Consider the following 22894-nt stretch of genomic DNA (forward strand, 5'->3'; position numbering starts at 1 on the left):
TCGCCGTCTGCGCACATGAGCATGTGTCGCATGACGACTGTCGAGCACGCTCCGGCGGAACTGCACCGCCACACGCACGGACCAGGCTGCGGCCACGACGCCGTCGTGCACCGCGACCACGTCGACTACCTGCACGACGGGCACCTGCACCGCGAACACGTCACGGACGGCGGTGTCCACTACGACGAGTGTGACAAGTGCAGGTGTGCCCACTGCGCGGATTCATGTGCGCAGTGCGACTGCTCGAACTGCGACTGCCCGACGTGCAACCACGCCCGGTGCGCGTGCGACGGGTGCGATGACGCGTGCGCGAACTGCACGTGCGCCGAGTGCTCCTGTCCCACCTGCTCGCACGCGGCGTGAATCAGTCCGCAGTGGACAGCCGGAACACCGTCTCCTGGTGGTAGACCTCGCCGGGGCGCAGCACCGTGCTGGGGAAGTCCGGCCGGTTGGGCGAGTCGGGGTGGTGCTGCGCCTCCAGGGCGAACCCCGCGCCGCGTCCGTACGGGCGGCCCCCGGTGCCGACCAGGTCCCCGGTCAGGAAGTTGCCCGAGTAGAACTGCAGGCCGGGTTCGGTGGTCCACATCGTCAGCAGGCGCCCGGAGGCCGGGTCGCAGGCCTGCGCGGCGAACGACGCCCCGGACGGGTCGAGCACCCAGTTGTGGTCGTAGCCGCCCGCGACGGCCAGCTGCGGGTGGTCGGCTCCGATGCGGGCGCCGATCGCCGTGGGCAGCCGGAAGTCGAACGGGCTCGCGTCGACCGGCACGGGGTTCCCGACCGGGATCAGGTCCTCGTCCACCGCGCAGAAGTGGCCGGCGTTCAGCATCAGCGACTGCCCGTAGACGTCGCCGCTGCCCTCGCCCGCCAGGTTCCAGTAGGTGTGGTTGGTCAGGTTGAGCACCGTGGGCGCGTCCGCGGTCGCACGGTAGGTGATGCTCAGCCGGTGGTCGCGGTCGAGCCGGTACGTCACCTGCGCGGTCACGGCGCCGGGGAAGCCGCCCTCGCCGGCCGGGCTCACCAGGTCGAGCCGCACGCCGACGCTGCCCGGCTCGCGCAGTTCGGTCGCGGCCCAGACCTTCGTGTCGAAACCCTCGGGTCCGCCGTGCAGGCTGTTCCGGCCGTTGTTGAGCGGCAGGCGGTGCACGACGTCGTCGAGGGTGAAGGTGCCACGCGCGATCCGGTTGGCGTACCGGCCGATCACGGCGCCGAAGAACACCCTGTTCTCGCCGGGCTGGTTGTTCTTGACGTACTCGTCGAGCGTGCCGAAGCCGAGCACCACGTTGGCGGGCACGCCGTCGCGGTCCGGCGCCTCCAGCGACTGGACGACACCGCCCAGGTCCAGCACCCGCACGGTGAGCCCGCCCGGCCAGGACAGGACGTACCGGTGCACGTCGGCGTCACCGGTGCGGCCGAACAGTTCCCGGTGGACCTCGGGCTGCGACATCGGACTCCTCAGTTGATCAGGGCCCGGCAGTGCTGCGGCCGGATCCGTTGGGGCGCGACGCTCTCCAGGGTGGGGACGACCGGGACGATCGAGCCGTCGCGGGCGAAGGTCATCCTGTCGATCGTGGTCTCGCGGTGCGTGCCGTCGCCTCCGGGCACGGCGAAGCGGTGGTAGGCGAGGTACCAGTCGTCGGTGCCCGGCACGCGCAGCATCGAGCTGTGCCCGGTGCCCTTGACGCCGAGCCTCGGGTCCTTGCGCAGGATCAGCCCGCGGTTCGTGAACGGGCCGGTGGGGCTCGGGGCGGTGGCGTAGGCGACCCGGTAGTCCTCGCTGCGGGTGTCGTCGACGGACCAGCTCAGGTAGTACGTGCCTCGACGTTCCACCATGAACAGGCCCTCCCGGAAGTCCGCGAGCCCGGTCAGCCGCGAGATCTTGGCCGGGTCGTAGGAGATCATGTCACCGTTGAGCGGAACGACGTAGGCCTCACCGTTGCCCCAATAGAGGTACGCCTGGCCGTCGCGGTCGGTGAACACCGCCGGGTCGATGGCCTGTCCGCCGCCCGGGTTGCGCGCCACCAGCGGCTGGCCCGTGTCGACGAACGGGCCGGTCGGCGAGTCGCTCACCGCCACGCCGATCTTCGCTTCGGCGCAGAAGTAGAAGTAGTACCTGCCGTCCCGCTCGGCGATCGTGGGCGCCCAGGCGTTGCGGTCGGCCCAGCTGACGTCCGGGCCGAGGTCGAGGACGACGCCCTCGTCCGTCCAGTCCACCAGGTTCTTCGACGACCACGCGGAGAACCTCGTACCGCTCCAGCCGTCGAAGCCGTCCGTGGTCGCGTAGATGTAGTAGGTGTCGCCGAACGCGACGATGTTCGGATCGGCGTTGAGGCCGGGTAGCACGGGACTGCGCAGCTCGTGGGCCTCGACCGTCCACACGCGACTCTCCCGGCCGGACCGCACCGTGAACTTCCGGGGTTCGCGCAGGTCCACCGGCTCGGCGGGGGTGATGGACGCGCCGGGCGGCAGGCCGAAGTCGAGCCGCACCCGGCGCAGGTCGGTGCCGGGCGCGACCGGCAGCACCACGCTGCCCGGCGTGATCACGGCGGGCGCTTTGAGCGACTCGTGCGCGACTGACCGGATCTGCGTGGCGTTGGACGGGAGCGCGGCGACCTCGTTGCCCGGCAGCGCGCGGTGGTACAGCCGCACGTTCTTCATCCTGCCCAGGAACGGCCTGTCGGCGGCGTACACCGACCGGCCCAGGTAGTTGGCCGTGGTGATGCCACCGCCGAGGTCGGACGGCCTGGTGGTGACGCCGGTGGTGCGCGCCACCTCGACGCCGTCCAGGTAGAGCGCTCCCACGCCGCCGCCCACGGTCAGCGTGACGTTCTTCCACACCCCGCGCGCCAGCGGCCGTCCGGAGTTCACTCCCTGCTCGGTCGTCCAGTTGCCCGTGGCGATCGCGCCGCGGTAGCCGTCCCCCGTGCTGAACAGGTAGCCGTCACCGACACCGTTGGCCGCGGTGTTGCCGAAGCCGTAGAGGAAGTACGGCGTCTGCTGGGCCGGGTCGACCAGCACGTCGGCGGAGACGGTGACCGCCGAAGCCCCGGTCAGCAGGTTGTCCGGCAACTGGACGTGCCCGCCGCGCAGCGAGAGCGACCCCTCGGAGAACGCCGTGTCGCCCGCGAGCACGCCGTCGTAGCCGTGACCGGTGGCGTCCGCGGCGGACGACGTGAGCGGCCAGTGTGCGACGAGCCCGTCGGCGGAGGTGCGCACCGGCGCGGGGGGAGCGGTGAGCCGGGCCAGTTCGGCCTTCGTCACCGGGAGCACCGTCCCGTGCCGGGGCGAGGCGGGCAGCCGCGCACCGGTCGACATCGTCCACTTGCCGGACGCCAGGTCCGTCGTCTCGAACGGCACGTAGCCGCGGCCGCCGTACTCGTCGATGAACAGGTACCACCTGTCCTCGGTGTTGGACTTGAACCCGGTCGGGCCCTCGCCGGCGGACAGGCCGGGACTCGTGGCGGTGGCCTTGCCGATGCACTCGGCGACGAAGTCGTACCTCGGGCTCAGCAGGTCCGCCGACTTCTCGGCGGTGATGTACTTGCTGCACGGTGAGGACGACGAGTTGTTCCGCTCGTCCTTGGTGTAGCGGTAGTAGGTGCCTGCGTGCTCGATGACGGTCGAGTCGATCACCGAGTACCCCGGGTCGATCCACACCTGCGCTGGGCTGAACGTCACGAAGTCGCGCGTGGTCGCGTACATCATCCGGTTGTAGCTGGCGCCGGTGTGCCCTGGATCGTTCTCCGCGTACAGCTTCGACGCCCAGTAGACGACGTAGGTGCCGCGCCGGGCGTCCCAGAACGCCTCGGGCGCCCAGGTGTTGCCCGCGGTCGGCGGCGAGACCTGGACGGCGCGCTGGCGTGACCAGTTCCGCAGGTCGGTCGACTCCCACACCATGATCGAGCGGCTGCCGGTGCGCTGCGCGGCGTCCCAGCCGCGGCCCCCGTTGATCTTCAGGTCGGTCGCCAGCAGGTAGAACCGGTCGCCGTCGGGGGAGCGCAGGATGAACGGGTCGCGCACGCCCAGTTCGCCGAGGCTCGACTTCAGGATCGGCCTGCCGCCGTTGACCTCGGAGAAGTCCAGCGGGTTGTTGCCGTTGGACGCGGCGGCGTAGATCTGCTCACCGATCGGGCTGCTCTCGCCGGTGAAGTAGAAGAAGCTGTAGCCCTCCAGGGGTTCCCGGACGGGCAACGGGACGACGGTGGCGGTCAGCGCGCGGGTCGTGCTCTGCTGCCCGCGGCTCACCTTCGCGGTCAGCACGACCTTGACGGGCCCGGCGCCCGCGGCCGGCCGGGTCACCTCACCGGTCGGGGTGATCACCTTGGCGTTGGCGGACTTCCAGCTGATCGTCGTGCCGTTGGCGCCGGTGGTGGGCAGGGCGAGGTGGCCGCGGACGTCGCCGAGGTTCGGCACTTCGAGAGCGGCCGCCGCCGAGCGCACGAGCGGTTCGGCGGCGGCCGGGGTGGCGGGCAGGAGTGCGGCCGTGAGGACCGCGATGAGACCGAGATGGCGCAGGGAAGCCATGATCGCCTTTCGGAACGGTCAGGCGCGTCGCTTGGTCCACACGTCGTAGGCGACGGCCGCGAGCAGGACGAGACCCTTCACGAGCATCACGCGTTCGCTGGGCGCGCCGATCAGCGACATACCGTTGTTGATCACGCCCATGATCAGGCCGCCGGTGATGGCGCCGACGACCTTGCCGACGCCGCCCTGCACCGCCGCGCCGCCGATGAAAGCGGCCGCGATGGCGTCGAGCTCGAACGACATGCCCGCGGTCGGACCGGCCTGGTTGAGGCGGCCCGCGAAGATCACGCCGGCGAGGCCCGCCAGCGCGCCCATGTTGACGAACACCCAGAACGTGACGGCCTTGACCTTCACACCGGATAGCGTGGCGGCCTGCAGGTTGCCGCCGATCGAGTAGATGTGCCGGCCGAACACGGAGTTGTTCGCCATCAACGAGTAGCCGAGCGTCAGCGCCGCCAGCAGCACCAGCACCCACGGCAGGTTGCGGAACCGGGCGAGCTGCACGACGACCGCCATCACGACGACGGCCACGCCCGCGATCTTGAGCACGAACACCGGCATCGGGTCGACGGTCTGGCCGTAGCCGAGCCTGGCCACGCGCTTGCGCCACTGCGACAGTGCGAACCCGGCCACGCACGCGAGCCCGGCGAGCAGGCTCACCAGGTCGGCGCCGCCGAGCGGACCGAGGCCGACGTTGCCGAGGTAGCCGCCGGTGAACCCGTTCGCGAGCGAGCGGATCTCGTCGGGGAACGGCCCGATGCCCTGGTTGCCCAGCGTGCTCATGGTGAGGGCCCGGAACACGAGCATGCCCGCCAGCGTGACGATGAACGCGGGAATGCCGAAGTACGCGATCCAGTAGCCCTGTGCGGCACCGATCAGCGCGCCCGCCAGCAACGTCAGCAGCACCGCCAGCGGCCACGGCAGTCCCCATTGGACGGTCAGCACCGCGCAGACCGCACCCGTCAGGGCCACCGTCGAACCGACCGAGAGGTCGATGTGCCCGCCGATGATCACCAGGATCATGCCGATCGCGAGGATCAGCACGTAGGAGTTCTGCACGACGATGTTCGAGATGTTCTGCGGCTGCAACAGGTCGCCGCCTGTCAGCACCGTGAACAACACGACGATCAAGGCGAACGCGACGTAGATGCCCGACTGTCGCAGGTTGATCGAGAGCCGCCGGGACTCCGCCGGCGACGCGGTGCCCCGGGCGGGCGCGGTCTTCGTGGTCATGAGCCCTGTCCTCGCGTCATGTACTGCATCAGGCGTTCCTGCGTGGCCTCTTCGCGGCTGACCTCACCGGTGACGCGGCCCTCGGACAGCGCGTACACGCGGTCGCACAGGCCGAGCAGCTCCGGCAGTTCCGAGGAGATCACCAGCACCGCGCGGCCCTGGGCGGCGAGGTCGTTGATGATCGAGTAGATCTCGTACTTGGCACCGACGTCGATGCCGCGCGTCGGTTCGTCGAGGATCAGCACGTCCGGGTCGGTGAACATCCACTTGGCCAGCACGACCTTCTGCTGGTTGCCGCCGGAGAGCGTGCCCGTCGGCGTCGACACGGTCCGCGTCCTGATGCCCATCGACCTGCGGAACCGCTCGGCGACCGAGTTCTCCTCGTTCTCGTTCACCCAGCCGCGGTTCGCGAGCTTGTCCAGGGCGGCGGCGGAGACGTTGCGCTGCACGTTCTCGATCAGGTTGAGCCCGTAGCGCTTGCGGTCCTCGCTCACGTACGCGAGGCCGTGGTCGATGGCGGCGCGCACGGTGCGCGTGTCGATCTCCCGGCCGTCCTTGACCACGCGCCCGGAGATCCCGACGCCGTAGGTGCGGCCGAACACGCTCATGGCGAGTTCGGTGCGGCCCGCGCCCATCAGGCCCGCGAGACCGACGATCTCGCCGCGCCGCAACGACAGCGTGGCGTCGTCGACGACCTTGCGGTCGGGCTGGGCTGGGCTGTGCACCGTCCAGTTCTCGATGCGCAGCACCTCCTCGCCGATGTCGGGCGTGCGCGGCGGGAACCGGTCGTCGAGGTCGCGGCCGACCATGCCCGCGATGATCCGTTCCTCGCTCAGCCCCTCGGCGGGCAGCGTCTCGATCGTCCTGCCGTCGCGCAGCACCGTGACGGTGTCGGCGATCCTCGTGACCTCGCCCAGCTTGTGGGAGATGATCACCGACGTCACGCCCTCCGACCGCAGCCCGTCGAGCAGGTCGAGCAGGTGCTGCGAGTCGTCGTCGTTGAGCGCGGCGGTCGGCTCGTCGAGGATGAGGAGGCGGACCTCCTTCGACAGCGCCTTGGCGATCTCGACCAGTTGCTGCTTGCCGACGCCCAGGTCGTTCACCGGGGTGGTCGGGCTCTCCCGCAGTCCCACCCGGTCGAGCAGCTGCTGGGCCTCGTGGTTGGTGCGGTTCCAGTCGACGAAGCCGCGCCGCGCCCTCTCGTTGCCCAGGAACAGGTTCTCGGCGACGGAGAGCTGGCCGCACAACGCCAGCTCCTGGTGGATGATCACGATGCCGCGCCGCTCGCTGTCGCGGACGCCCTGGAACGCGCACGGCTCGCCCTCGAAGAGGATGTCGCCCTCGTACGTGCCGTGCGGGTGCACCCCGGACAGCACCTTCATCAGCGTGGACTTGCCCGCGCCGTTCTCTCCGCAGATCGCGTGGATCTCACCGCGCCGCACGGTCAGCGAGACCTCGTGCAGCGCGGTGACCCCGGCGAACCTCTTGGTGATGTCGCGCATCACCAGGACTTCTTCGGACACGTGAACTACCTGAGCTGGTCGGCGGTGTAGTAGCCGGAGTCGACGAGTTCCTTCTGGTAGTTCGCCTTGTCCACCGGAACGGGCTGGAGCAGGAACGACGGGACGACCTTGACGCCGTTGTTGTAGTCGGTGGTGTTGTTGACCTCGGGCTTGGAGCCCTTGAGCAGCGAGTCGGCCATCTTCGACGCGACGTCGGTGAGCTGGCGGAGGTCCTTGAAGATCGTGGAGTACTGCTCACCCGCGATGATCGACTTCACCGAGGCGACCTGCGCGTCCTGGCCGGTCACGATCGGGAGCGCCTGGCCGTTCGTGCCGTAGCCGTTGCTCCGGAGCGCGGAGATGATGCCGATCGAGATGCCGTCGAACGGGGAGAGGACCCCGTCGACCTTGGCGCTGCCGTAGGTCGAGGTGATCAGGTCCTCCATGCGCTTCTGCGCGGTGGCCGGGTCCCAGCGCAGGATCGCGACGGTGTTGAAGTCCTTCTGGCCCGACTTCACGACGAGCTTGCCCTGGTCGATCAGCGGCTGGAGGACGGACATCGCGCCGTTGAAGAAGAACGTCGCGTTGTTGTCGTCGGACGACCCGGCGAACAGCTCGATGTTGAAGGGGCCCTCGCCCTTCGTCTTCAGCCCGGCCAGCAGCGAGTTCGCCTGCTGCACGCCGACCTTGAAGTTGTCGAACGTCGCGTAGTAGTCGACGTTCGGGGTGTTGAGGAGCAGACGGTCGTAGGAGATCACCGGGATCTTCGCGTCCGCGGCCTGCTGCAACTGCGAGCTGAGGGACTTGCCGTCGATCGAGGCGACGATCAGCAGCTTGACGCCCTTGGTGATCTGGTTCTCGATCTGGTTGGCCTGGGTGGGGATGCTGTCTTCTGCGTACTGCAGGTCGACCTTGTAGCCCTTGGCCTCGAGCGACTTCTTGAGGCTGTCGCCGTCGCGGACCCACCGCTCGGACGACCGGGTGGGCATGGTGACGCCGACCAGGGCGCCTTCCCCCGAGGTGGTCTGCTGGTCGACTGTCTTCTCCGTTGAACCGCACGCGGCGAGGGCGATGGCGAGTGCGGTGGTCGCCGCGATCCGGGCAAGCCTCATTGCTTCTCCTCGATGGCACCGACAGGCAACAGTGCTGTAGGCGGCGAGTGTTATCGCTAACAACTGGGCCGTCAAGTTCCATCTGGATAACGCCAGGTCGTACCTGTTAACGCTCACAGGGAGCGTTCCCGAACGGGAGCGGGGCGGTTGTTGCTGGAGGTGTGGTGCGTTTGTTGCCGCCTCGGGTGGTGGCGGGGTGGCTGTGGCTGGAGGTGTGGTGCGTCTGTCGCAACCCGAGGTGTTGGCGGGGTCGCTGTCGCCAGGGACGCTGCGGGTCTGCCGCTACTCCGGTTGACGGCGGGCCGCTGTGGCCGGAGGTGTGGTGCGCGTGTCGCAACCCGAAGTGTTAGCGGGGTCGCTGTCTCCGGGGACGCCGCGCGTCTGCCGTTACCTCGGGTGACGGCGGGCCGCTGTGGCCGCGAGCGCGGTGCGCTTGTCGCCACCTGAGGTGACGACGAGGCTGCTGTCACCAGAAACGCTGCGCGTCTGCCGCCACCTCGGGTGGCGACACGGCCGCTGTCGCCGGAAAAGCGGTGCGCCCGCCGCCACCTCAGGTGACGACGGGCGCACATCCCTGGTGCGGGTCAGACGGTCCGGCAGGTCTTCCCGTTGATCGCGAAGACGGCCGGATCGGCTCCGGAGCCCGATCCGTTGAATCCGATGTGGACCGACTTGCCGGGGTCCACCTTCCCGTTCCACGACATGCTGGCCGCCGTCACGTCCCGGCCGGTCTGCGCCCAGGTCGCGGACCACCCCGCGGTGACCCGTTGCGTGCCGGGCAGCGCGAACCCCAGTTGCCACGACGTCCACGCGGCCGCACCGGTGTTGGTGATCTTCACCTGCGCGGACAGGCCGTCGTTCCACCGGCCGGCGCTGAAGCTCACCTCGCAGTCGGACTTCGGCGTCGTGGTGGTGCCGGACTTCTCCGCCGCCCAGCCCGAGACCCAGGCGAGGGCGGAGTTCCAGTTGATCGCCACCTCGTTCACCGAGTAGGCGCCGATGTCGTCCACCCAGCACTTCTGCTGCGGGCAGCCCGTGAGCAGCCGCTGCGCCACTGGGTCCTGCAACGCGCTGTTCGGGCCGCCGGAGAGCGAACCGGGCGGCGCGATCGGCAGCGACGGGTCGTTCTGGCGCGCCCAGAAGCGGTGGTGGGCGTTGGTCATCGCCTGGTCGCCGTAACCCGCCACGTACGACGTGCTGAGCGGGTTGCGGCCGAGGACGTAGTGCAGCGCCTCGAACACGCCGTCGCGGTACTTCGCGGCACCGGTGAAGTCGTGGGCGAGCGCGATCACCTGGGCGTTGTTCAGGACCGTGGAGTTCGAGCCCCAGACGTACCCGGCGGTGCTGTTGTCGTACGGCGCCGCGTAGCCCATCGCCGCCATGGCCGTGAGGTGCTGGTCCGCCACGGCGGCGAACGCCGTCTTGATCGCCGAGACGTCCGCGGCGGGCAGGCCGTTCGGTGCCAGGGCGAGGGTGATGTCGCCCAGCGGAGCCGTGCCGCCCCAGTGGAAACCGCCGCGGTTGAGGCTCGCGGCCTTGTAGTGCGTGGAGCCGGTGACGTCGGTGCGGTAGGCGGCGTCCCCCGTCGTCGCGTACAGCTCCGAGGCGGCCCAGTAGAACTCGTCGCTCACCGTGTCGTCGCTGTAGGCGCCGCCACCGGTGCCGTCGTTCGGGTCGGCGAGCTTGGCCGGGTTCGCCTTCGCCGCCGTGTAGGCCTTGCGGGCCGACGCGAGCAACGTCGCCGAGTACGCCGGGTCGATGCCCTTCCACAGCCGGGACGCCTGCGCGGCCACGGCGGCGAGGTTCAGCGTCGCGGCCGTGCTGGTCGCGGAGAGCCGGCGCGGCTGGTCGTCCAGTTCGGGACGGGTGGGCAGCGCGGTCCAGTTCGCGTCGTGGACCTTGTGGTGCGCCATGCCGTCCGGCGCCTGCATCTTCAGCAGGAAGTCGACCTCCCAGCGGGCCTCGTCGAGCAGGTCCGGCACGCCGTTGGCCTTCTCCGGGATGTTCATCGACCCGTCGCGGTACGCGGTCGCGTCACCGACCCGCGACGCCCGTTCGTAGGCGTTCAGCAGCTGCCAGGTCGCGATGCCGCCGTTGACCACGTACTTGCCGTGGTCGCCCGCGTCGTACCAGCCGCCGCGCACGTCGAGCGTGTAGCCGCAGGCGAGGTCCGCGCGGCACGGCACGTTGTTGTCACCCTGGTTCGGCGCCACGTTCAGGTGTGCTGCCGGGCGTGCGTACTCCTCGCCGACGTACTGCGCGTCGATCGGCGTTCCGCTGCGCTGGTGGTAGAAGAACGCGAGCGAGTCGTAGCGCAGCCGCTTGACCGGGTCCGCGGAGATGTCGAACGGGAAGCTCGTGTCCTCGCCGACCGACAACGTGTAGCCGGTGCCCGCCGTGTCGAACGACGAGAAGTCGATCTGGTGCACCTGGTCGCCGGACGTCGCGTCGGCGCCCTTGGGCGTGCTCTGACCGGTGGCCACGGCCGTGCCCGCCGAGTTCTTCAGCGTCCAGGTCTGCGGGGTGGTGGCGGCGGACACGAGGGTCGCGCGCTTGGGCAGGCCCGGCACGTACGCCACGAGGTCGACCTGGACCTTCTTGGCGGGGTTGGGGTTCACGCCGCCGGGCGGCTTCACGCCGCCGACCACCGAGACGTTGTCGACGCAGATCGTGTTGTCGGCCGGCTGCCCACCGAGCTGGAACGCGACCTGGCCGTTGCCCGCGTCCGGGAAGTCCAAAGTGGATGTGAACGTGAACGAGAACCGCTGCTTGGTCGCGGAGAGCGTGAACTGCTGGCTCGCGATCCCGCGGTACGGGCTGACGCTCTCGCCGGCGGCGGCCGTGATCGGCTGCGCGGTCGTGGCGTGGGCGTCGAACGAGAAGGTGTAGGACTGGCCGGTCTCGAACGGGACGCCGTTCTGGCCGATCAGCGCGTCCCAGGGGTTCGTCGTGCCGCCGGTGACGGCCGCGCACAACTCCCCGCCGGTGACCCGGTTCGTCACGCCCGCGCCGGCCCACCAGGGATCGGCGCCGGTGTCGAACGTTCCGTTGAGCACGCGCTCGTAGTCCGCCGCCGCGGCCGAAGCGTGGAGCGAGGCCGCCGTGAGCGTCGCGAGCAGGGTCGCGGCGAGCAGGCGAGAGGGTTGCGATCTCATGGTCTTGAAGGTCTCCGTCCACGTCGACAGGGCTTCTGGGAGCGCTCCCAGGCGACCGTAGGACGACTCGGCCGAAGGCGGCAAGGCCTGTGCGTCGTTCGACGCAGGATTCGACTCGACGTGAACCGGGTGTCAGCCGAGAAGGCGGTCGAGGAGGTCGTGCCACCCGGCTTCGATCCGCTCCAGCGGCATGCCGTGCGTGCGGACGAGGTGGTCGGCCAGCACGACCTCCACCGACGCCAGCAGCGTGTGGGCGAGGAGGCCGGCGTCCGCGTCCGGGAGGACCTCGGTCAGCAGCAGTGCGACGTGCCGGTGCCGCAACCGGTTGGCGGGGACGGCGTAGCGGTGGTCGGGCGGCGGCTCGGCCGCGAGGTAGAGGTCGAGGTGCGCGTGCTCGTGGCGCAGCAGGGCCGGGCCGAACGCCCTGAGCCGCGCCGCCGCGTCCGCGCCGGGGCCGAGCGGAGGCGGTCCGCTCAGGAACGCCTGCTGGAACTGGATCTCGGCGTGGTCGAGCAACGCCCGGAGCAGCCCGTTGCGGTCGCCGAAGCGCCGCGACACCGTGCCCTTGCCGACGCCGGCCTCGGTCGCCACGGACTCCATCGTGATCGCCGCCGCGCCGCGGTCCGCCGCGATCCTGGCGGCCGCGTCCAGCAGCAACGCGCGGTTGCGCACCGCGTCGGCGCGCAGGCGCCCCTCGGGGCCGGCGAGGGGGATCGGTGTGCTGTCGATCACCTCCGCAGCCTAGCCGGAAGATAACCGGGCCGCGTCCCGTTTAGGGTGTATTCGTTCCACCACTGTCTGCACCTGGGAGTCACGTCATGGCCGTCCGCATCCTCACCCTCGTCGGCAGCCTCCGGTCGGGTTCGCACAACCGCAGGCTCGCCGAGGCCGCGGTCCAGATCTCCCCGGACCACGTCGAGATCGGGCTGTTCGAGGACCTGGGCACCATCCCGTTCTACAACGAGGACATCGACGCCGAGGGCACCGTCCCGGCCGCCGCCACGAAGCTGCGCGAGGCCGCGGCGGACGCGGACGCGCTGCTGCTCGTGTCGCCCGAGTACAACGGCACCATCCCCGCCGTGCTGAAGAACGCCATCGACTGGCTGTCGCGCCCCTACGGCGCGGGTGCCCTGTCGGGCAAGCCGGTGGCCGTCGTCGGCACCGCCTTCGGCCAGTACGGCGGCGTGTGGGCGCAGGACGAGGCCCGCAAGGCCGTCCGGATCGCCGGTGGCGTGCCCGCCGAGGACCTGACCCTGTCGATCCCCGGATCGGTCGTGCGCTTCGCCGAGCTGCACCCGGTCGACGACCCCGAGGTCACCGAGAAGCTGTCGGGCGTGATCGAGGGCCTGGCCGCCCGCGCGACCGCCGCGGTCTGACCGTCCGGCCAAGGGGCGTTGCCCTGAGCACTCGGCCAGAAGTCCTGTCGGCTTTCGCGAGCGCGCTTCACATTGCTGGAGTGCACGCGGGGAGCTTTTGTTCACGCTGAGCGCACGCGGGGCCCCCGCATGCGGCGGGGGAACGTGAAGCTGGCTCCGGTGGTGTGGACGGGACTTTTCGGTCAGGCGCTCGCGCGGCGCACCAGCGAGGTGGGCAGCAGCACGGACTGCGGCAGCTTCTCCTCGCCGGCGAGTTCCGCGAGCAGGCGCCAGGTCATGGTCCGGCCGAAGCCCTCCACGTCCTGGCGCACGGTGGTGAGCGGCGGCACGGCGGTGGAGGCGAGCACGGAGTCGTCGAACCCGACCACCGCCACGTCGCCGGGCACCCGGTAGCCGCGTTCCTGGAGCACCCGCAACGCCCCGAGCGCCATGATGTCCGCGGCCACGAACACCGCGTCGAGGTCGGGAGCCCGGCGCAGCAGCTGGAGCATCGCCAGCGCGCCGCTCTCGGGCGTGAAGTCGCCGCTGTGCGCGACGAGGTCGACGGCCATGCCGTGCTCGGCGAGCCCGCAGCGCCAGCCGCTCAGCCGGTCCATGCCGACGGCCATGTCGTGCGGCCCGGCGATGGTCGCGATCTTCTGGCGTCCCAATGAGATCAGGTACCGGACGGCTTCCAGCGCGCCGGTGAAGTTGTCGGCGTCGACGAACGGCACGGAGCCGCCCACGAGCGGACGGCCGCCCACCACGGTGGGCAGCCCCGTCTCGTGCAACGTCCTCGGCAGCGGGTCCTCGCCGTGCAGGCTCACGACGAGGGCGCCGTCGACGTGCCCGCCGGTGAGGTAGGCGATCTGGTCCTCACCGTCGAGCGGCTGGTTCATCATCACCAGGAGCTGCACGTGGTGCCCCGCCAGTTCGGCGTGCACCCCGCGCAGGACCCCGGCGAAGAACGGGTCGGCGAGCACCCTGCTGCCGAGCTCGGAGATCACCAGCGCGATCGCGTTGGCCTTGCTGCCCGCGAGGGTGCGCGCCGCGTGGTTGGGGGAGTACCCGAGCAGGGCGATCGCGCGGTGCACCGCCTGGCGCGACCGCTCGCTCACGTACTTCTCGCCGTTGATCACCCGCGAGACGGTGGACTTCGACACCCCGGCCACGCGTGCGACCTCCTCGATGCGTGGGCCGGGGCGCCGACTCCTGCCCTCCGTCATGAGACGGCGACCAGCGCGTTGTCCTTGGCCACCCTGCTGTACCACCTCGCACTCATCTTCGGCGTGCGGATCTGGGTGTCGTAGTCGACGTGGACGATGCCGAACCGCTTCGCGTACCCCTCTGCCCACTCGAAGTTGTCCAGCAGCGACCAGCAGAAGTAGCCGCGCAGGTCGACGCCCGCCTCGATCGCCGTGTGTGCGGCGCGGAGGTGGGAGGCGATGAAGCCGGTGCGGTCGACGTCGTCGATGGCACCGGTGCCGGAGAAGTCGTCGCGGAACGCGGCGCCGTTCTCCGTGATGTAGAGCGGAAGCCGCGGGTAGTCGTTGTGCACCCGCAGCAACACGGTGGTGAGCCCGTCCGGCCTGACCTCCCAGCCCATGTCGGTGATGGGGGCGTCCCTGGGCGGGAACGACGCGTGCTGCACACCGACCCACGGGGACGGACCGGCGTCGCCGTCGGGGGTCGAGCTGACGTAGTGCTCGGTGTAGTAGTTGACACCGAGCATGTCCAGCGGCGCGGAGATGATGTCCAGGTCGCCCGGCTTGACGTGGGCGCTGAACCCGAACGGCTCCAGGTCCTCGACGATGTCGGCCGGGTACTCCCCGCGCAGCAACGGGTCCAGGAAGATCCGCTGCTGCAGGCCGTCGAGCCGGCGCGCGACATCGATGTCACCCGGGTCGTCCGGGTTGACCGGGATGATCGGGTACATGTTGAGCGTGATGCCGACCTTGGCGTCCGGCTGGGCCGAACGGATCGTGTCCGTCGCGAGGCCGTGCGCGAGCAGCAGGTGGTGCACGGCGGCGACGGCGGCCTCCGGCTCGGTGCGGCCCGGCGCGTGGATCCCCCCGGCGTAGCCCAGGAAGGCCGAGCACCACGGTTCGTTCATCGTCGTCCAGGTGGAGACCCGGTCACCGAGCGCCTCGACGGTGGCGGCCGCGTAGTCGGCGAAGCGGAACGCGGTGTCGCGGTTCGCCCAGCCGCCGACCTCCTCCAGCTTCTGCGGCAGGTCCCAGTGGTAGAGCGTGGGCCACGGCGCGATGTCGTGCGCCAGCAACGAGTCGACGAGCCTCTTGTAGAAGTCGAGGCCCGCCTGGTTGACCTTCCCGCCGTCCGGCCGCACCCGCGGCCAGGCGATCGAGAAGCGGTAGGCCTTGAGCCCCAGGTCCGCCATCATGGCGACGTCCTGCTCGAAGCGCCGGTAGTGGTCGGCGGCGGGTTCACCGCAGTCGCCGCCCACCACCTTGCCGGGCTGCCGGCAGAACTCGTCCCAGATGGAGTCGGTGCGACCGTCCACGTCGGTCGCGCCCTCCACCTGGAACGCGGCGGTCGCGGCTCCCCACAGAAAACCCTGCGGGAAAACAATGTTCTCCATTTTCACCCCTTGACGGCGCCCTGCATGACACCGGCGACGATCTGCCGCCCGAGAACCAGGAACACGATGAGCACCGGAACCGTCGCGAGCGTGGTCCCGGCGAGGACGAGCGAGTAGTCGACGTAGTAACCGCTCTGGAGCTTCTCCAGGGCGACCTGCAGCGTCGGGTTGTCGGCGTTGAGCACCACCAACGGCCACAGGAAGTCGTTCCAGGACTGCATGAACGTGAACACGCCCAGCATCGCGGCGGCCGGCCGGGCGGCGGGCAGGGCCACGTGCCAGAACGCACGCCACAGGCTGCAGCCGTCCATCCGCGCCGCCTCGACGAGTTCGTCGGGGATGGCGTCGAGCAGGTACTGCCGCATCCAGAACACGCCGAACGCGGTGACGAGGTTCGGCACGATCACGGCCTCGAGCTCACCGGCCCAGCCGAACTCGGCCATCGCCATGTACAGCGGGATGATGCCGAGCTGCGTCGGCACCGCGAGCGTCGCCACCACGAACAGGAACAGCACGCCCCGGCCGCGGAACTTCAGCTTGGCGAAGGCGAACCCGGCGAGCGTCGACAGCAGCACCACCGAGAACGTCACCGTGCCGGACACGATGAAGCTGTTGCCCAGCGCCTTCCAGAACGGGACGGTGTCGAACACCCTGGTCGCGTTGGTCCAGAAGTTGCCGCCGGGGACCAGCGTGAAGTCGCCCGTCAGCACCGAGTTGTCGCGGCTCGCGACCAGGAACGACCAGTAGAACGGGAAAGCGGAGCCCAGCACGAACGCGGCGAGGAAGCCGTAGATCGCGAAGGACGGTCGTCGCATCACTTGACGGCCCTCCTGGTGAGGAAGAAGTTGAGGCCCGCCACGGCGATGACGACCAGGAACAGCACCCAGGCGATCGCGGAGGCGTACCCGAGGTCGAAGCCCTGGAACGCCGACTGGTACAGGTAGAGCACCACGGTCTGGTACTGGTGCTCCGTGCCACCGCCGCTGCCGCCGGACGGTTCGAACAGCTTGGGCTCGGTGAAGATCTGCAACCCGCCGATGGTCGACGTGACGATCACGAAGATCAGCGTCGGCTTCAGCATCGGGAGCGTGATGCTGAAGAACCTCCTGAGCGCGCTCGCGCCGTCCACCAGCGCGGCCTCGTAGACGTCCCGGGGGATCGCCTGCATGGCGGCGAGGATGATCAGCGCGTTGTAGCCCGTCCACCGCCAGTTGACCATCGACGCGATGGCGACGTGGCTGCCGAACGTGCTGGCCTGCCAGTCGATCGGGTCGATGCCGAGCAGCCCGAGCACGTCGTTCACCAGGCCGTACTGCGGGCCGAACAGGTTGCCGAAGATGATCGTCAACGCCACGAGGCTCGCCACGTACGGCAGCAGCACACCCATCCGCCACCCGGTGCGTGCCCGGAGGTTCGCGTTCAGCAGCGCCGCGATCAGCACCGCGACGACGATCTGCGGCGCGCTCGACAGCAGGAAGATGCTGAAGGTGTTGAAGAGCGCGTTCCAGAACTGGTCGTCCGTGAACAGCGTCCGGTAGTTCTCCAGGCCGACGAACGGCGGGTCGTCGTCGCCGATCTCCCAGTCGAACAGGGAGACGTAGGCCGTGTACAGCAACGGGAACAGCCCGATGGTGCCGAACAGCACGAAGAACGGTGCGACGAACAGGTAGGGCGAGTACTTGGCGTCGGCGTTGGAGAGCCGGTAGCGCCGCGGAGGCCGCGGGCGAGCCTCCTGCGCTCGCCCGCGGTCCACCTTGGAAAGCGTGGCCGTCACTACTTGGCCGCCTTCTGAGCGCCCTCGACGGCGGTCTTCCAGGCCTCGTCGGCGTTCTTGCCCTGCTCGACCGACTGCAGCGCCGGGCTGAACACCGTCTCCTGGATCTGGCCGTCGGCCGGACCCTTGTACTGCGCGGCCTTGATCTTCTTGGCCTGCGTGGCGAACAGCGCGCCGGCCTTGACGTCACCGAAGTAGGCGTTGGTCTGCTCGAGCAGCTCCGGCGCGTCGAGAGCCTTGTTCTGGCTCGGGAACGTGCCCTTGGCCTTGAACGCCTTGATCTGCTGCTCCGGCGCGGTCAGCCACGCGGCGAGCTCGGCGGCCTTCTGCGCGTTCTTGCTCTGCTTCGGCACCGTCAGGTACGAGCCACCCCAGTTGCCGCCACCGTTCGGGAACGCGTCGGTGACCGCCCACAGCCCCTTGTTCTCGGGACCGGCCTGCGACTCGACCACGCCGAGCATCCACGACGGGCAGGTCTTGGTCGCGAACTTGCCGAGCTTGAAGCCCGTGTTCCACTCGTTGCTGAACGCGCCGAGCCGTGCCGACTGTCCCTTCGCGACAGCCGCGGTCACGGTGTTCCAGTTCTTCTTGATGTCGGCGTTGGTGTCGACGACCAGCTTGTCCGACTTGTCGTAGTAGCCGGTCTCCAGCTGGTTGTGCATGGCGTTGTAGACCTGCGCGGCGCTGTCGAACCACGCGACGCCGGGAACCTTGGCGATGAACTGGTCACCGGCCGCGAAGTACGCGTCCCAGCTGGTGAAGAGCGCCTTGACGCCCTCGGGGTCGGACGGCAGACCGGCCTTCTCGAAGAGGTCCTTGCGGTAGCACATGGCCAGCGGACCGATGTCGGTCCCGTAGCCCATGAGCTTGCCGTCCTTGGTGGTGATCGCCTCGGTCTTCCACTTCAGCCACCGGTCGTCCTCGACCTTCGGGCCGATCTCCTTGAGGTCGTTGAACTGCCCGGCCTTCGACATGAACTGGCTGAGGTAGCCCTCCTCGACGCCCTCGATGTCGGCGAGACCGGAGCCCGCGCCCAGCTTGGTGAAGAGGTTCTGGTGGTGCGGCTGGCCCTGACCGGTCTTGCGCTGCGTGATCTTGATGTCCGGGTGAGCTGCCTCGTACTCCTTGAACAGCTCCTCGTAGCCGAACTCGTTGAACGTCGCGATCGTCAGCTCGGTCTTTCCGTCCGCGGTCTGGTTGGCCGCCCCGCCCGAGCCGCACGCTGCGGTGGCGGCGGCTGTGGTGGCGGCACAGATCAGCACGCTGATCCAACGGTGTCGCACGGGAGAACTCCTCTGGTCTCGGCGGCGGGTTCTGGGATTCTGGGAGCGCTCCCAGACGGGGAGGAGTGTCGTCCCGGCTTCGAACGTGTGTCAAGACACACTTCGGGCTGTGCCAGGGGTTTTCCTGGCTGTCGGGGCGGGTGACCTCGGGGTTCATGGGCTAGGTCACAGTTTTGAAACCTGGGAGCGTTCCCGGAAATGTGGCGGTTGGGTTAACTTTGGGTGCTCGTGTGGGCACTCGGCGCGTCCGGGCTCGGGGGCGGGTGCCGTCGCCCTGGTGCGGTGGTCCCGTCGGGGGTTCAGCCAGGACGGTGGCCTCGTGTTCGGCGTGGCGCCCAGGTCTTGGCGGGCTCGCCTGCGACGTCGTTCCCCTCGGGGCACTGCTCAGTTCTTGGCTGCCCGGCGCTCGGTGACCCGGCGCTCGGTGACCCGGCATCCCTGTGCTGGGCGCCCTTGCCCCTCAGGCGCTCGCCCTGCGCACCAGCGCGGTGGGGAGGAGCAGGGAAGGCGGAAGCCCGTCATCGCCCGCCAGTTCGCCCAGCAGGCGCCACGTCATCGTGCGGCCGAGTTGTTCGACGTCCTGCCGGACCGTGGTGAGAGGCGGGGTGGCGGTGGAGGCGAGGAGCGAGTCGTCGAAGCCCACCACGGCCACGTCCTCCGGTACGCGGCGGCCCCTGGCCTGCAGGACCTGCAGGGCTCCCAGGGCGATGATGTCGGCGGCGGCGAAGACCGCGTCGATGTCCGGGGTGCGGTCCAGCAGTTCGGACATGGCCCTGGCGCCGCTCTCCGGGGTGAAGTCGGCTTCGGCCACCAGGTCGGCGGGGAGCCTCGCCTCGCTGAGGCCTCGGCGCCAGCCGCTCAGGCGGTCCTGGCCCACCGCCATGTCCCTGGGGCCCGCGACGGTGGCGATCTTCGTGCGGCCCAGGGAGACCAGGTGCCGCACGGCGTCCAGGCCGCCGGTGAAGTTGTCGGAGTCCACGTAGGGGATCGAGGGGGTGCTCAGGGGGCGGCCGCCCGCCACCACCGGCAGGCCGATCTCCTGCAGGCGGTGGGGGAGGGGGTCGTCGCCGTGCAGGCTCACGAGGAGGGCGCCGTCCACGTGGCCCCCTGCCAGGTAGGCGATGAGGTCGTCGTGGTCCTCCGGGCGGCTGAGCATCAGGAGCAGTTGGACGTGCCGGCCGGAGAGTTCCGCGTGCACGCCGCGCAGGACGCCGGCGAAGAACGGGTCGCTCAGGACCCTGCTGCCCTGTTCGGAGACGATCAGGGCCACGGCGTTCGCCTTGCTGCCCGCCAGGGAGCGGGCCGCCTGGTTGGGGCTGTAGCGGAGGTGGGTGATGGCCGCGGCCACCGCCGCCCGGGACTTGGCGCTCACGTACTGCTCGCCGTTGACCACCCTGGAGACCGTCGACTTGGACACACCGGCCAGCCGCGCTACCTCCTCGATGCGCGGGCCTGGGCGTCGGTGCGTCTCCGTCATGAGCTCCATCGTAGGGCCGTGAGAGCGCTATCTCGGTGGTGGGAACGAGGCGGGACGCCTGTGCCGCGCAGAACGTCCCGCCTCGAGGTCTAGGGTTCGGTGCCCCACGCGAGCGTGTCGCCGGTGTGGGCGGTCACCCTGTCGAAATCGGTGAGGGCGTTGCTGGTTCGGTAGCTGTGGTCGTCGGACTGGTCGAAAGTGGACCAATCGGACTTCGCGACGCGCACCTGGATCTCGCCGGTGCTCGACCCGGCGGCGAGCGATCCCGAGGCGAACGACACCTCCAGGTACGCGTCGGCTCCCGGTCGGGCGGTGGCGAGTTTCACCACCCGTGTCCTGACGTTCGCGCAGCCGAGTTGGGACCAGTCGCACCACACCTGGTAGCCGGTGGAGGCGGTGTCGCCGGTGAACCAGTAGCGCAGCGAGGTGGTGGAGAGGGGCAGCGCGGACGTGCCGCGGTTGGACAGTTGGAGGACGGCGCCGAGCTGGTTGGAGGCGGGTGCGCCGGACCCCTTGTGTTGCACGGTCACGGCGCTCGCGGTGCCCGGAAGCGTGCGAATCGCGACAGAAGTGCTGGAAGCGGACACGTTGCCTGCGGCGTCCCTGGCGCGAACGGAGAACGAGTACGGCGTGTCCGGGGTGAGCCCGGTGAGGAGCAGGCCCGTGGTCGCCGAAGATCCCACGACGGTGCCGCCGCCGAGCACCTCGTAAGCGGTGACGCCGACGTTGTCGGTGGAGGCGGTCCAGGTGAGCTGCACGCTGGTGGCGCGCGCGTCGGACGCGGTCAGTCCACTCGGGACGGACGGCGGCTGGGAGTCCTCCGTGCCGCCGCCGGGCTCGGTGCCCCACACGACGCGGTCGGTGCGCAGCACCACGCGGTCGGTGCGCTGGACGGTGTTGCCGGAGCCCAGGCCGGTGTACGACCAGTCGTTCGCCGGGTCCCACGTGCCGGTGCTGGTGATGCGGAACTGGACCTCCTTGCGGTACGCGGACTGGCCGGCCGGAGCCACGCCGGTGCACGGTATCTCCACGTAGTAGGTCGAGCCGCGGTGCTGGACCGGGGCGCTCGCGGCGCCGCACTGGTTGTAGTTCGTGGTGACGGCGATCTGGTTCGGCGTGGTGGTGCCGTCGAGGGTGAAGTAGTAGCGCAGCGTGCCGTTGAAGGTCCGGGCCGGCCAGGCGCTGCGGTTCAGCACGAACGCCTTGACCTCGGTGAACTGGGCGGCGCTCTGGTTCACCGACGCCTCGACGGTGAGTTCCGGTCCGTCCGGGGTCTCGGCGACGGGGAACGACGCGAGCGGGGTGCCGCCGTACTCGCCGTACAGCCGCGCCAACGCCCCGGTGAAGCCGGCGTTGTAGTCGAGCGCCACCTCGTTCATGACGTAGTCGCTGCGGCTGTCGGTGTAGGCGTCGTTGTTGGTGCTGGGGCCGCCGACCAACGCGCCGTAGAGGACGTGACGGCTGGTCGCCGGTTCCTGGATGCTGTCGGCCCACGAGCCGTGCGCGCCCCGGTGGTGCGGGTTGCGCGGCGGGTTGACGCCGAAGCCGACGACGTAGCTCGCGCCGCGCGGGTTGTCGCCCAGGGCGTAGTTGATCTGCCGCACGCCGAAGTCGTGGTAGGTGCGGGCCCTGGCACTGTCGCGTGTGGACAGCCAGTCGGAGTAGGTGAGGGCGGCGAACGCCGTGTTGGCGGCGTAACGCAGCGAGCCCCAGCTGTCGAGCACGGCCTGGCCGCCGGGGGAGTAGCGGACGCGGTTGCCGTTGTAGCCGGTGGTCCAGAAGTCGAGCCAGCGGTTCGCGTCGGTGACGTAGGTCTGCTCGCCGGTGAGCTTCGCCATCAGGACGTAGGCGCCGTAGGACTTGTCGTCCCAGGCGATGGTCCACTTGTAGGAACGCTCGGAGCTCTGCGGTTCGGTGCCGAGCTTCGTGTACTCGGTCTTCGCCTTGGCCAGGTAGCTCGCGTCGCCGGTGGCGCGGTGCAGCCAGATCGCACCCCACACCAGCTCGTCCTGGTAGCCGCTCCACGAGTTGTAGAAGCTCGCGGCGTCGGTGATGCACGAGCTGTACTTGCCGCGGTAGGTGTCCGCGAACGTGTAGAGCTGCTTGGCGTGCGTGAGCAGGGTCGAGGCGTAGGAGGGATCGGTGTCCTTGAAGACCATGGACGCCGACGCCATCGCCGCCGCGTATTCACCCGCGAGGTCGGAGCCGGGGCATGAACTGTCCACTTTGTACGAGGGGCGCGCCATCGGCATCACTTCCGCCGAGCCCCACCAGGCGTGGTCGGGGTTGCCCGCGCCGACCTGCCCGTAGACGACGTTCGGCGACGGGTGCGCCTTGATGATCCAGTCGGTGCCGTGCCGCAGGTTCGCGAGGAGGTGCGGCAGCTGGCCCGAGTTCGCGTAGGCGGCCCGGTTCTCGACGGCGCCCCAGGCGAGCATCGACACGCTGAACGCGAACGGCAGCCCGAACTTCACGTGGTCGCCGGCGTCGTAGAACCCGCCGGACAGGTCGAGGCCGACGTCCGCACCGTCGCGCACCGCCGAGTCGCCGCGCCAGCTCACCCGGTTGGTCGACGGCAGCACGCCGGAGCGCTGGGCGTCGTAGAACCAGACCGACTTCTGCAGCGCCTCCCCGTAGTTGAACGCGGGCGCGGCCGAAGACGACGGCGACACCAGCGCCGTCCCCGCGAGCGCCGCGACGAGCACGGCTGTCACAGCTCTGAACATGCGTCCGCCTTCCCGCAAGCAGGATCTGGGAGCGCTCCCAGTCCGAGCGACTGTAACGGTCATGAAAGCGTTGTGGCGGAACGAGTTCGCATTCGACGTCGAATCGACGGCGCGGCTTCCCCGGCGCGGGCGGGCTGGCTACAGTGCGGCCGATCTG

At 69.7% G+C, this 22894-nt stretch carries 16 protein-coding genes; 2 read left to right on the forward strand and 14 right to left on the reverse strand.

The features are described 5' to 3' along the window. Window positions 1–30 precede the first annotated feature (30 nt). The gene (locus QSK25_RS03710; RefSeq protein WP_285632602.1) at window positions 31–363 is read left to right on the forward strand and encodes a hypothetical protein; all 333 of its coding nucleotides are present in this window, start codon (window positions 31–33) and stop codon (window positions 361–363) included. Between the two features lies 1 nt (window position 364). Here QSK25_RS03710 and QSK25_RS03715 read toward each other — a convergent pair whose 3' ends face one another. The 7 genes from QSK25_RS03715 to QSK25_RS03745 form a co-directional block, all read right to left on the reverse strand. After that, window positions 365–1444, reverse strand: coding sequence for an aldose epimerase family protein (locus QSK25_RS03715; protein ID WP_285632605.1), 1080 nt, complete (start codon window positions 1442–1444; stop codon window positions 365–367). Between the two features lie 8 nt (window positions 1445–1452). Then, on the reverse strand, window positions 1453–4521 hold the full coding sequence (locus QSK25_RS03720; RefSeq protein ID WP_285632607.1) for a family 43 glycosylhydrolase: 3069 nt from the start codon (window positions 4519–4521) through the stop codon (window positions 1453–1455). 18 nt (window positions 4522–4539) lie between these two features. Next, window positions 4540–5754, reverse strand: coding sequence for a multiple monosaccharide ABC transporter permease (mmsB, locus tag QSK25_RS03725; RefSeq protein ID WP_285632609.1), 1215 nt, complete (start codon window positions 5752–5754; stop codon window positions 4540–4542). Next, window positions 5751–7256 (reverse strand): multiple monosaccharide ABC transporter ATP-binding protein, encoded by a 1506-nt coding sequence (gene mmsA, locus QSK25_RS03730; protein ID WP_502881804.1) that lies wholly within the window; start codon window positions 7254–7256, stop codon window positions 5751–5753. Before mmsA ends, mmsB begins: the two co-directional genes overlap by 4 nt. 26 nt (window positions 7257–7282) lie before the next feature. After that, window positions 7283–8368, reverse strand: a complete 1086-nt coding sequence (gene chvE, locus QSK25_RS03735) for a multiple monosaccharide ABC transporter substrate-binding protein (RefSeq protein ID WP_285632615.1) — start codon at window positions 8366–8368, stop codon at window positions 7283–7285. A 584-nt stretch (window positions 8369–8952) separates the two neighbouring features. Further along, window positions 8953–11523: a glycoside hydrolase family 9 protein gene (locus QSK25_RS03740; RefSeq protein WP_285632618.1), complete on the reverse strand. Its 2571-nt coding sequence runs from the start codon at window positions 11521–11523 to the stop codon at window positions 8953–8955. 132 nt (window positions 11524–11655) lie between these two features. Then, window positions 11656–12255: a TetR/AcrR family transcriptional regulator gene (locus tag QSK25_RS03745; protein ID WP_285632621.1), complete on the reverse strand. Its 600-nt coding sequence runs from the start codon at window positions 12253–12255 to the stop codon at window positions 11656–11658. A gap of 86 nt (window positions 12256–12341) precedes the next feature. Between QSK25_RS03745 and QSK25_RS03750 the strand changes: the two genes are divergently transcribed. Further along, complete coding sequence (locus QSK25_RS03750) at window positions 12342–12899, forward strand: NAD(P)H-dependent oxidoreductase (RefSeq protein ID WP_285632624.1); 558 nt, start codon at window positions 12342–12344, stop codon at window positions 12897–12899. A 182-nt stretch (window positions 12900–13081) separates the two neighbouring features. On the opposite strand, the gene QSK25_RS03755 is transcribed toward QSK25_RS03750, so the two are convergent. The 7 genes from QSK25_RS03755 to QSK25_RS03785 all read right to left on the reverse strand — a co-directional run bounded on the left by QSK25_RS03755 (window position 13082) and on the right by QSK25_RS03785 (window position 22725). Next, the gene (locus tag QSK25_RS03755) at window positions 13082–14104 is read right to left on the reverse strand and encodes a LacI family DNA-binding transcriptional regulator (protein WP_285632627.1); all 1023 of its coding nucleotides are present in this window, start codon (window positions 14102–14104) and stop codon (window positions 13082–13084) included. Next, on the reverse strand, window positions 14101–15477 hold the full coding sequence (locus QSK25_RS03760; protein ID WP_285632630.1) for a GH1 family beta-glucosidase: 1377 nt from the start codon (window positions 15475–15477) through the stop codon (window positions 14101–14103). Before QSK25_RS03760 ends, QSK25_RS03755 begins: the two co-directional genes overlap by 4 nt. Window positions 15478–15479: 2 nt before the next feature. Beyond that, the gene (locus QSK25_RS03765; RefSeq protein ID WP_285632633.1) at window positions 15480–16292 is read right to left on the reverse strand and encodes a carbohydrate ABC transporter permease; all 813 of its coding nucleotides are present in this window, start codon (window positions 16290–16292) and stop codon (window positions 15480–15482) included. Next, entirely contained in the window at window positions 16292–17230 is a 939-nt protein-coding gene (locus QSK25_RS03770; RefSeq protein WP_285632636.1) for a carbohydrate ABC transporter permease, read from the reverse strand. The genes QSK25_RS03765 and QSK25_RS03770 overlap by 1 nt, the downstream gene beginning before the upstream one ends. A gap of 20 nt (window positions 17231–17250) precedes the next feature. After that, on the reverse strand, window positions 17251–18534 hold the full coding sequence (locus tag QSK25_RS03775; protein ID WP_285632639.1) for an ABC transporter substrate-binding protein: 1284 nt from the start codon (window positions 18532–18534) through the stop codon (window positions 17251–17253). A 460-nt stretch (window positions 18535–18994) separates the two neighbouring features. After that, window positions 18995–20011 carry a LacI family DNA-binding transcriptional regulator gene (locus QSK25_RS03780; protein WP_285632642.1) on the reverse strand — a complete coding sequence of 339 codons (1017 nt, stop codon included), beginning with the start codon at window positions 20009–20011 and terminating at the stop codon, window positions 18995–18997. 89 nt (window positions 20012–20100) lie between these two features. Next, window positions 20101–22725, reverse strand: a complete 2625-nt coding sequence (locus tag QSK25_RS03785) for a glycoside hydrolase family 9 protein (RefSeq protein WP_285632645.1) — start codon at window positions 22723–22725, stop codon at window positions 20101–20103. Window positions 22726–22894: the final 169 nt, after the last annotated feature.

This window comes from Lentzea sp. NBRC 102530, from assembly GCF_030269365.1.
GTDB lineage: Bacteria > Actinomycetota > Actinomycetes > Mycobacteriales > Pseudonocardiaceae > Lentzea.

Coding starts and splice junctions, on each gene's coding strand:
- QSK25_RS03710 (WP_285632602.1), top strand. CDS start 31: ATGACGACTGTCGAGCACGCTCCGGCGGAACTGCACCGCCACACGCAC.
- QSK25_RS03715 (WP_285632605.1), bottom strand. CDS start 1,444: ATGTCGCAGCCCGAGGTCCACCGGGAACTGTTCGGCCGCACCGGTGAC.
- QSK25_RS03720 (WP_285632607.1), bottom strand. CDS start 4,521: ATGGCTTCCCTGCGCCATCTCGGTCTCATCGCGGTCCTCACGGCCGCA.
- mmsB (WP_285632609.1), bottom strand. CDS start 5,754: ATGACCACGAAGACCGCGCCCGCCCGGGGCACCGCGTCGCCGGCGGAG.
- mmsA (WP_502881804.1), bottom strand. CDS start 7,256: ATGCGCGACATCACCAAGAGGTTCGCCGGGGTCACCGCGCTGCACGAG.
- chvE (WP_285632615.1), bottom strand. CDS start 8,368: ATGAGGCTTGCCCGGATCGCGGCGACCACCGCACTCGCCATCGCCCTC.
- QSK25_RS03740 (WP_285632618.1), bottom strand. CDS start 11,523: ATGAGATCGCAACCCTCTCGCCTGCTCGCCGCGACCCTGCTCGCGACG.
- QSK25_RS03750 (WP_285632624.1), top strand. CDS start 12,342: ATGGCCGTCCGCATCCTCACCCTCGTCGGCAGCCTCCGGTCGGGTTCG.
- QSK25_RS03755 (WP_285632627.1), bottom strand. CDS start 14,104: ATGACGGAGGGCAGGAGTCGGCGCCCCGGCCCACGCATCGAGGAGGTC.
- QSK25_RS03760 (WP_285632630.1), bottom strand. CDS start 15,477: ATGGAGAACATTGTTTTCCCGCAGGGTTTTCTGTGGGGAGCCGCGACC.
- QSK25_RS03765 (WP_285632633.1), bottom strand. CDS start 16,292: ATGCGACGACCGTCCTTCGCGATCTACGGCTTCCTCGCCGCGTTCGTG.
- QSK25_RS03780 (WP_285632642.1), bottom strand. CDS start 20,011: ATGACGGAGACGCACCGACGCCCAGGCCCGCGCATCGAGGAGGTAGCG.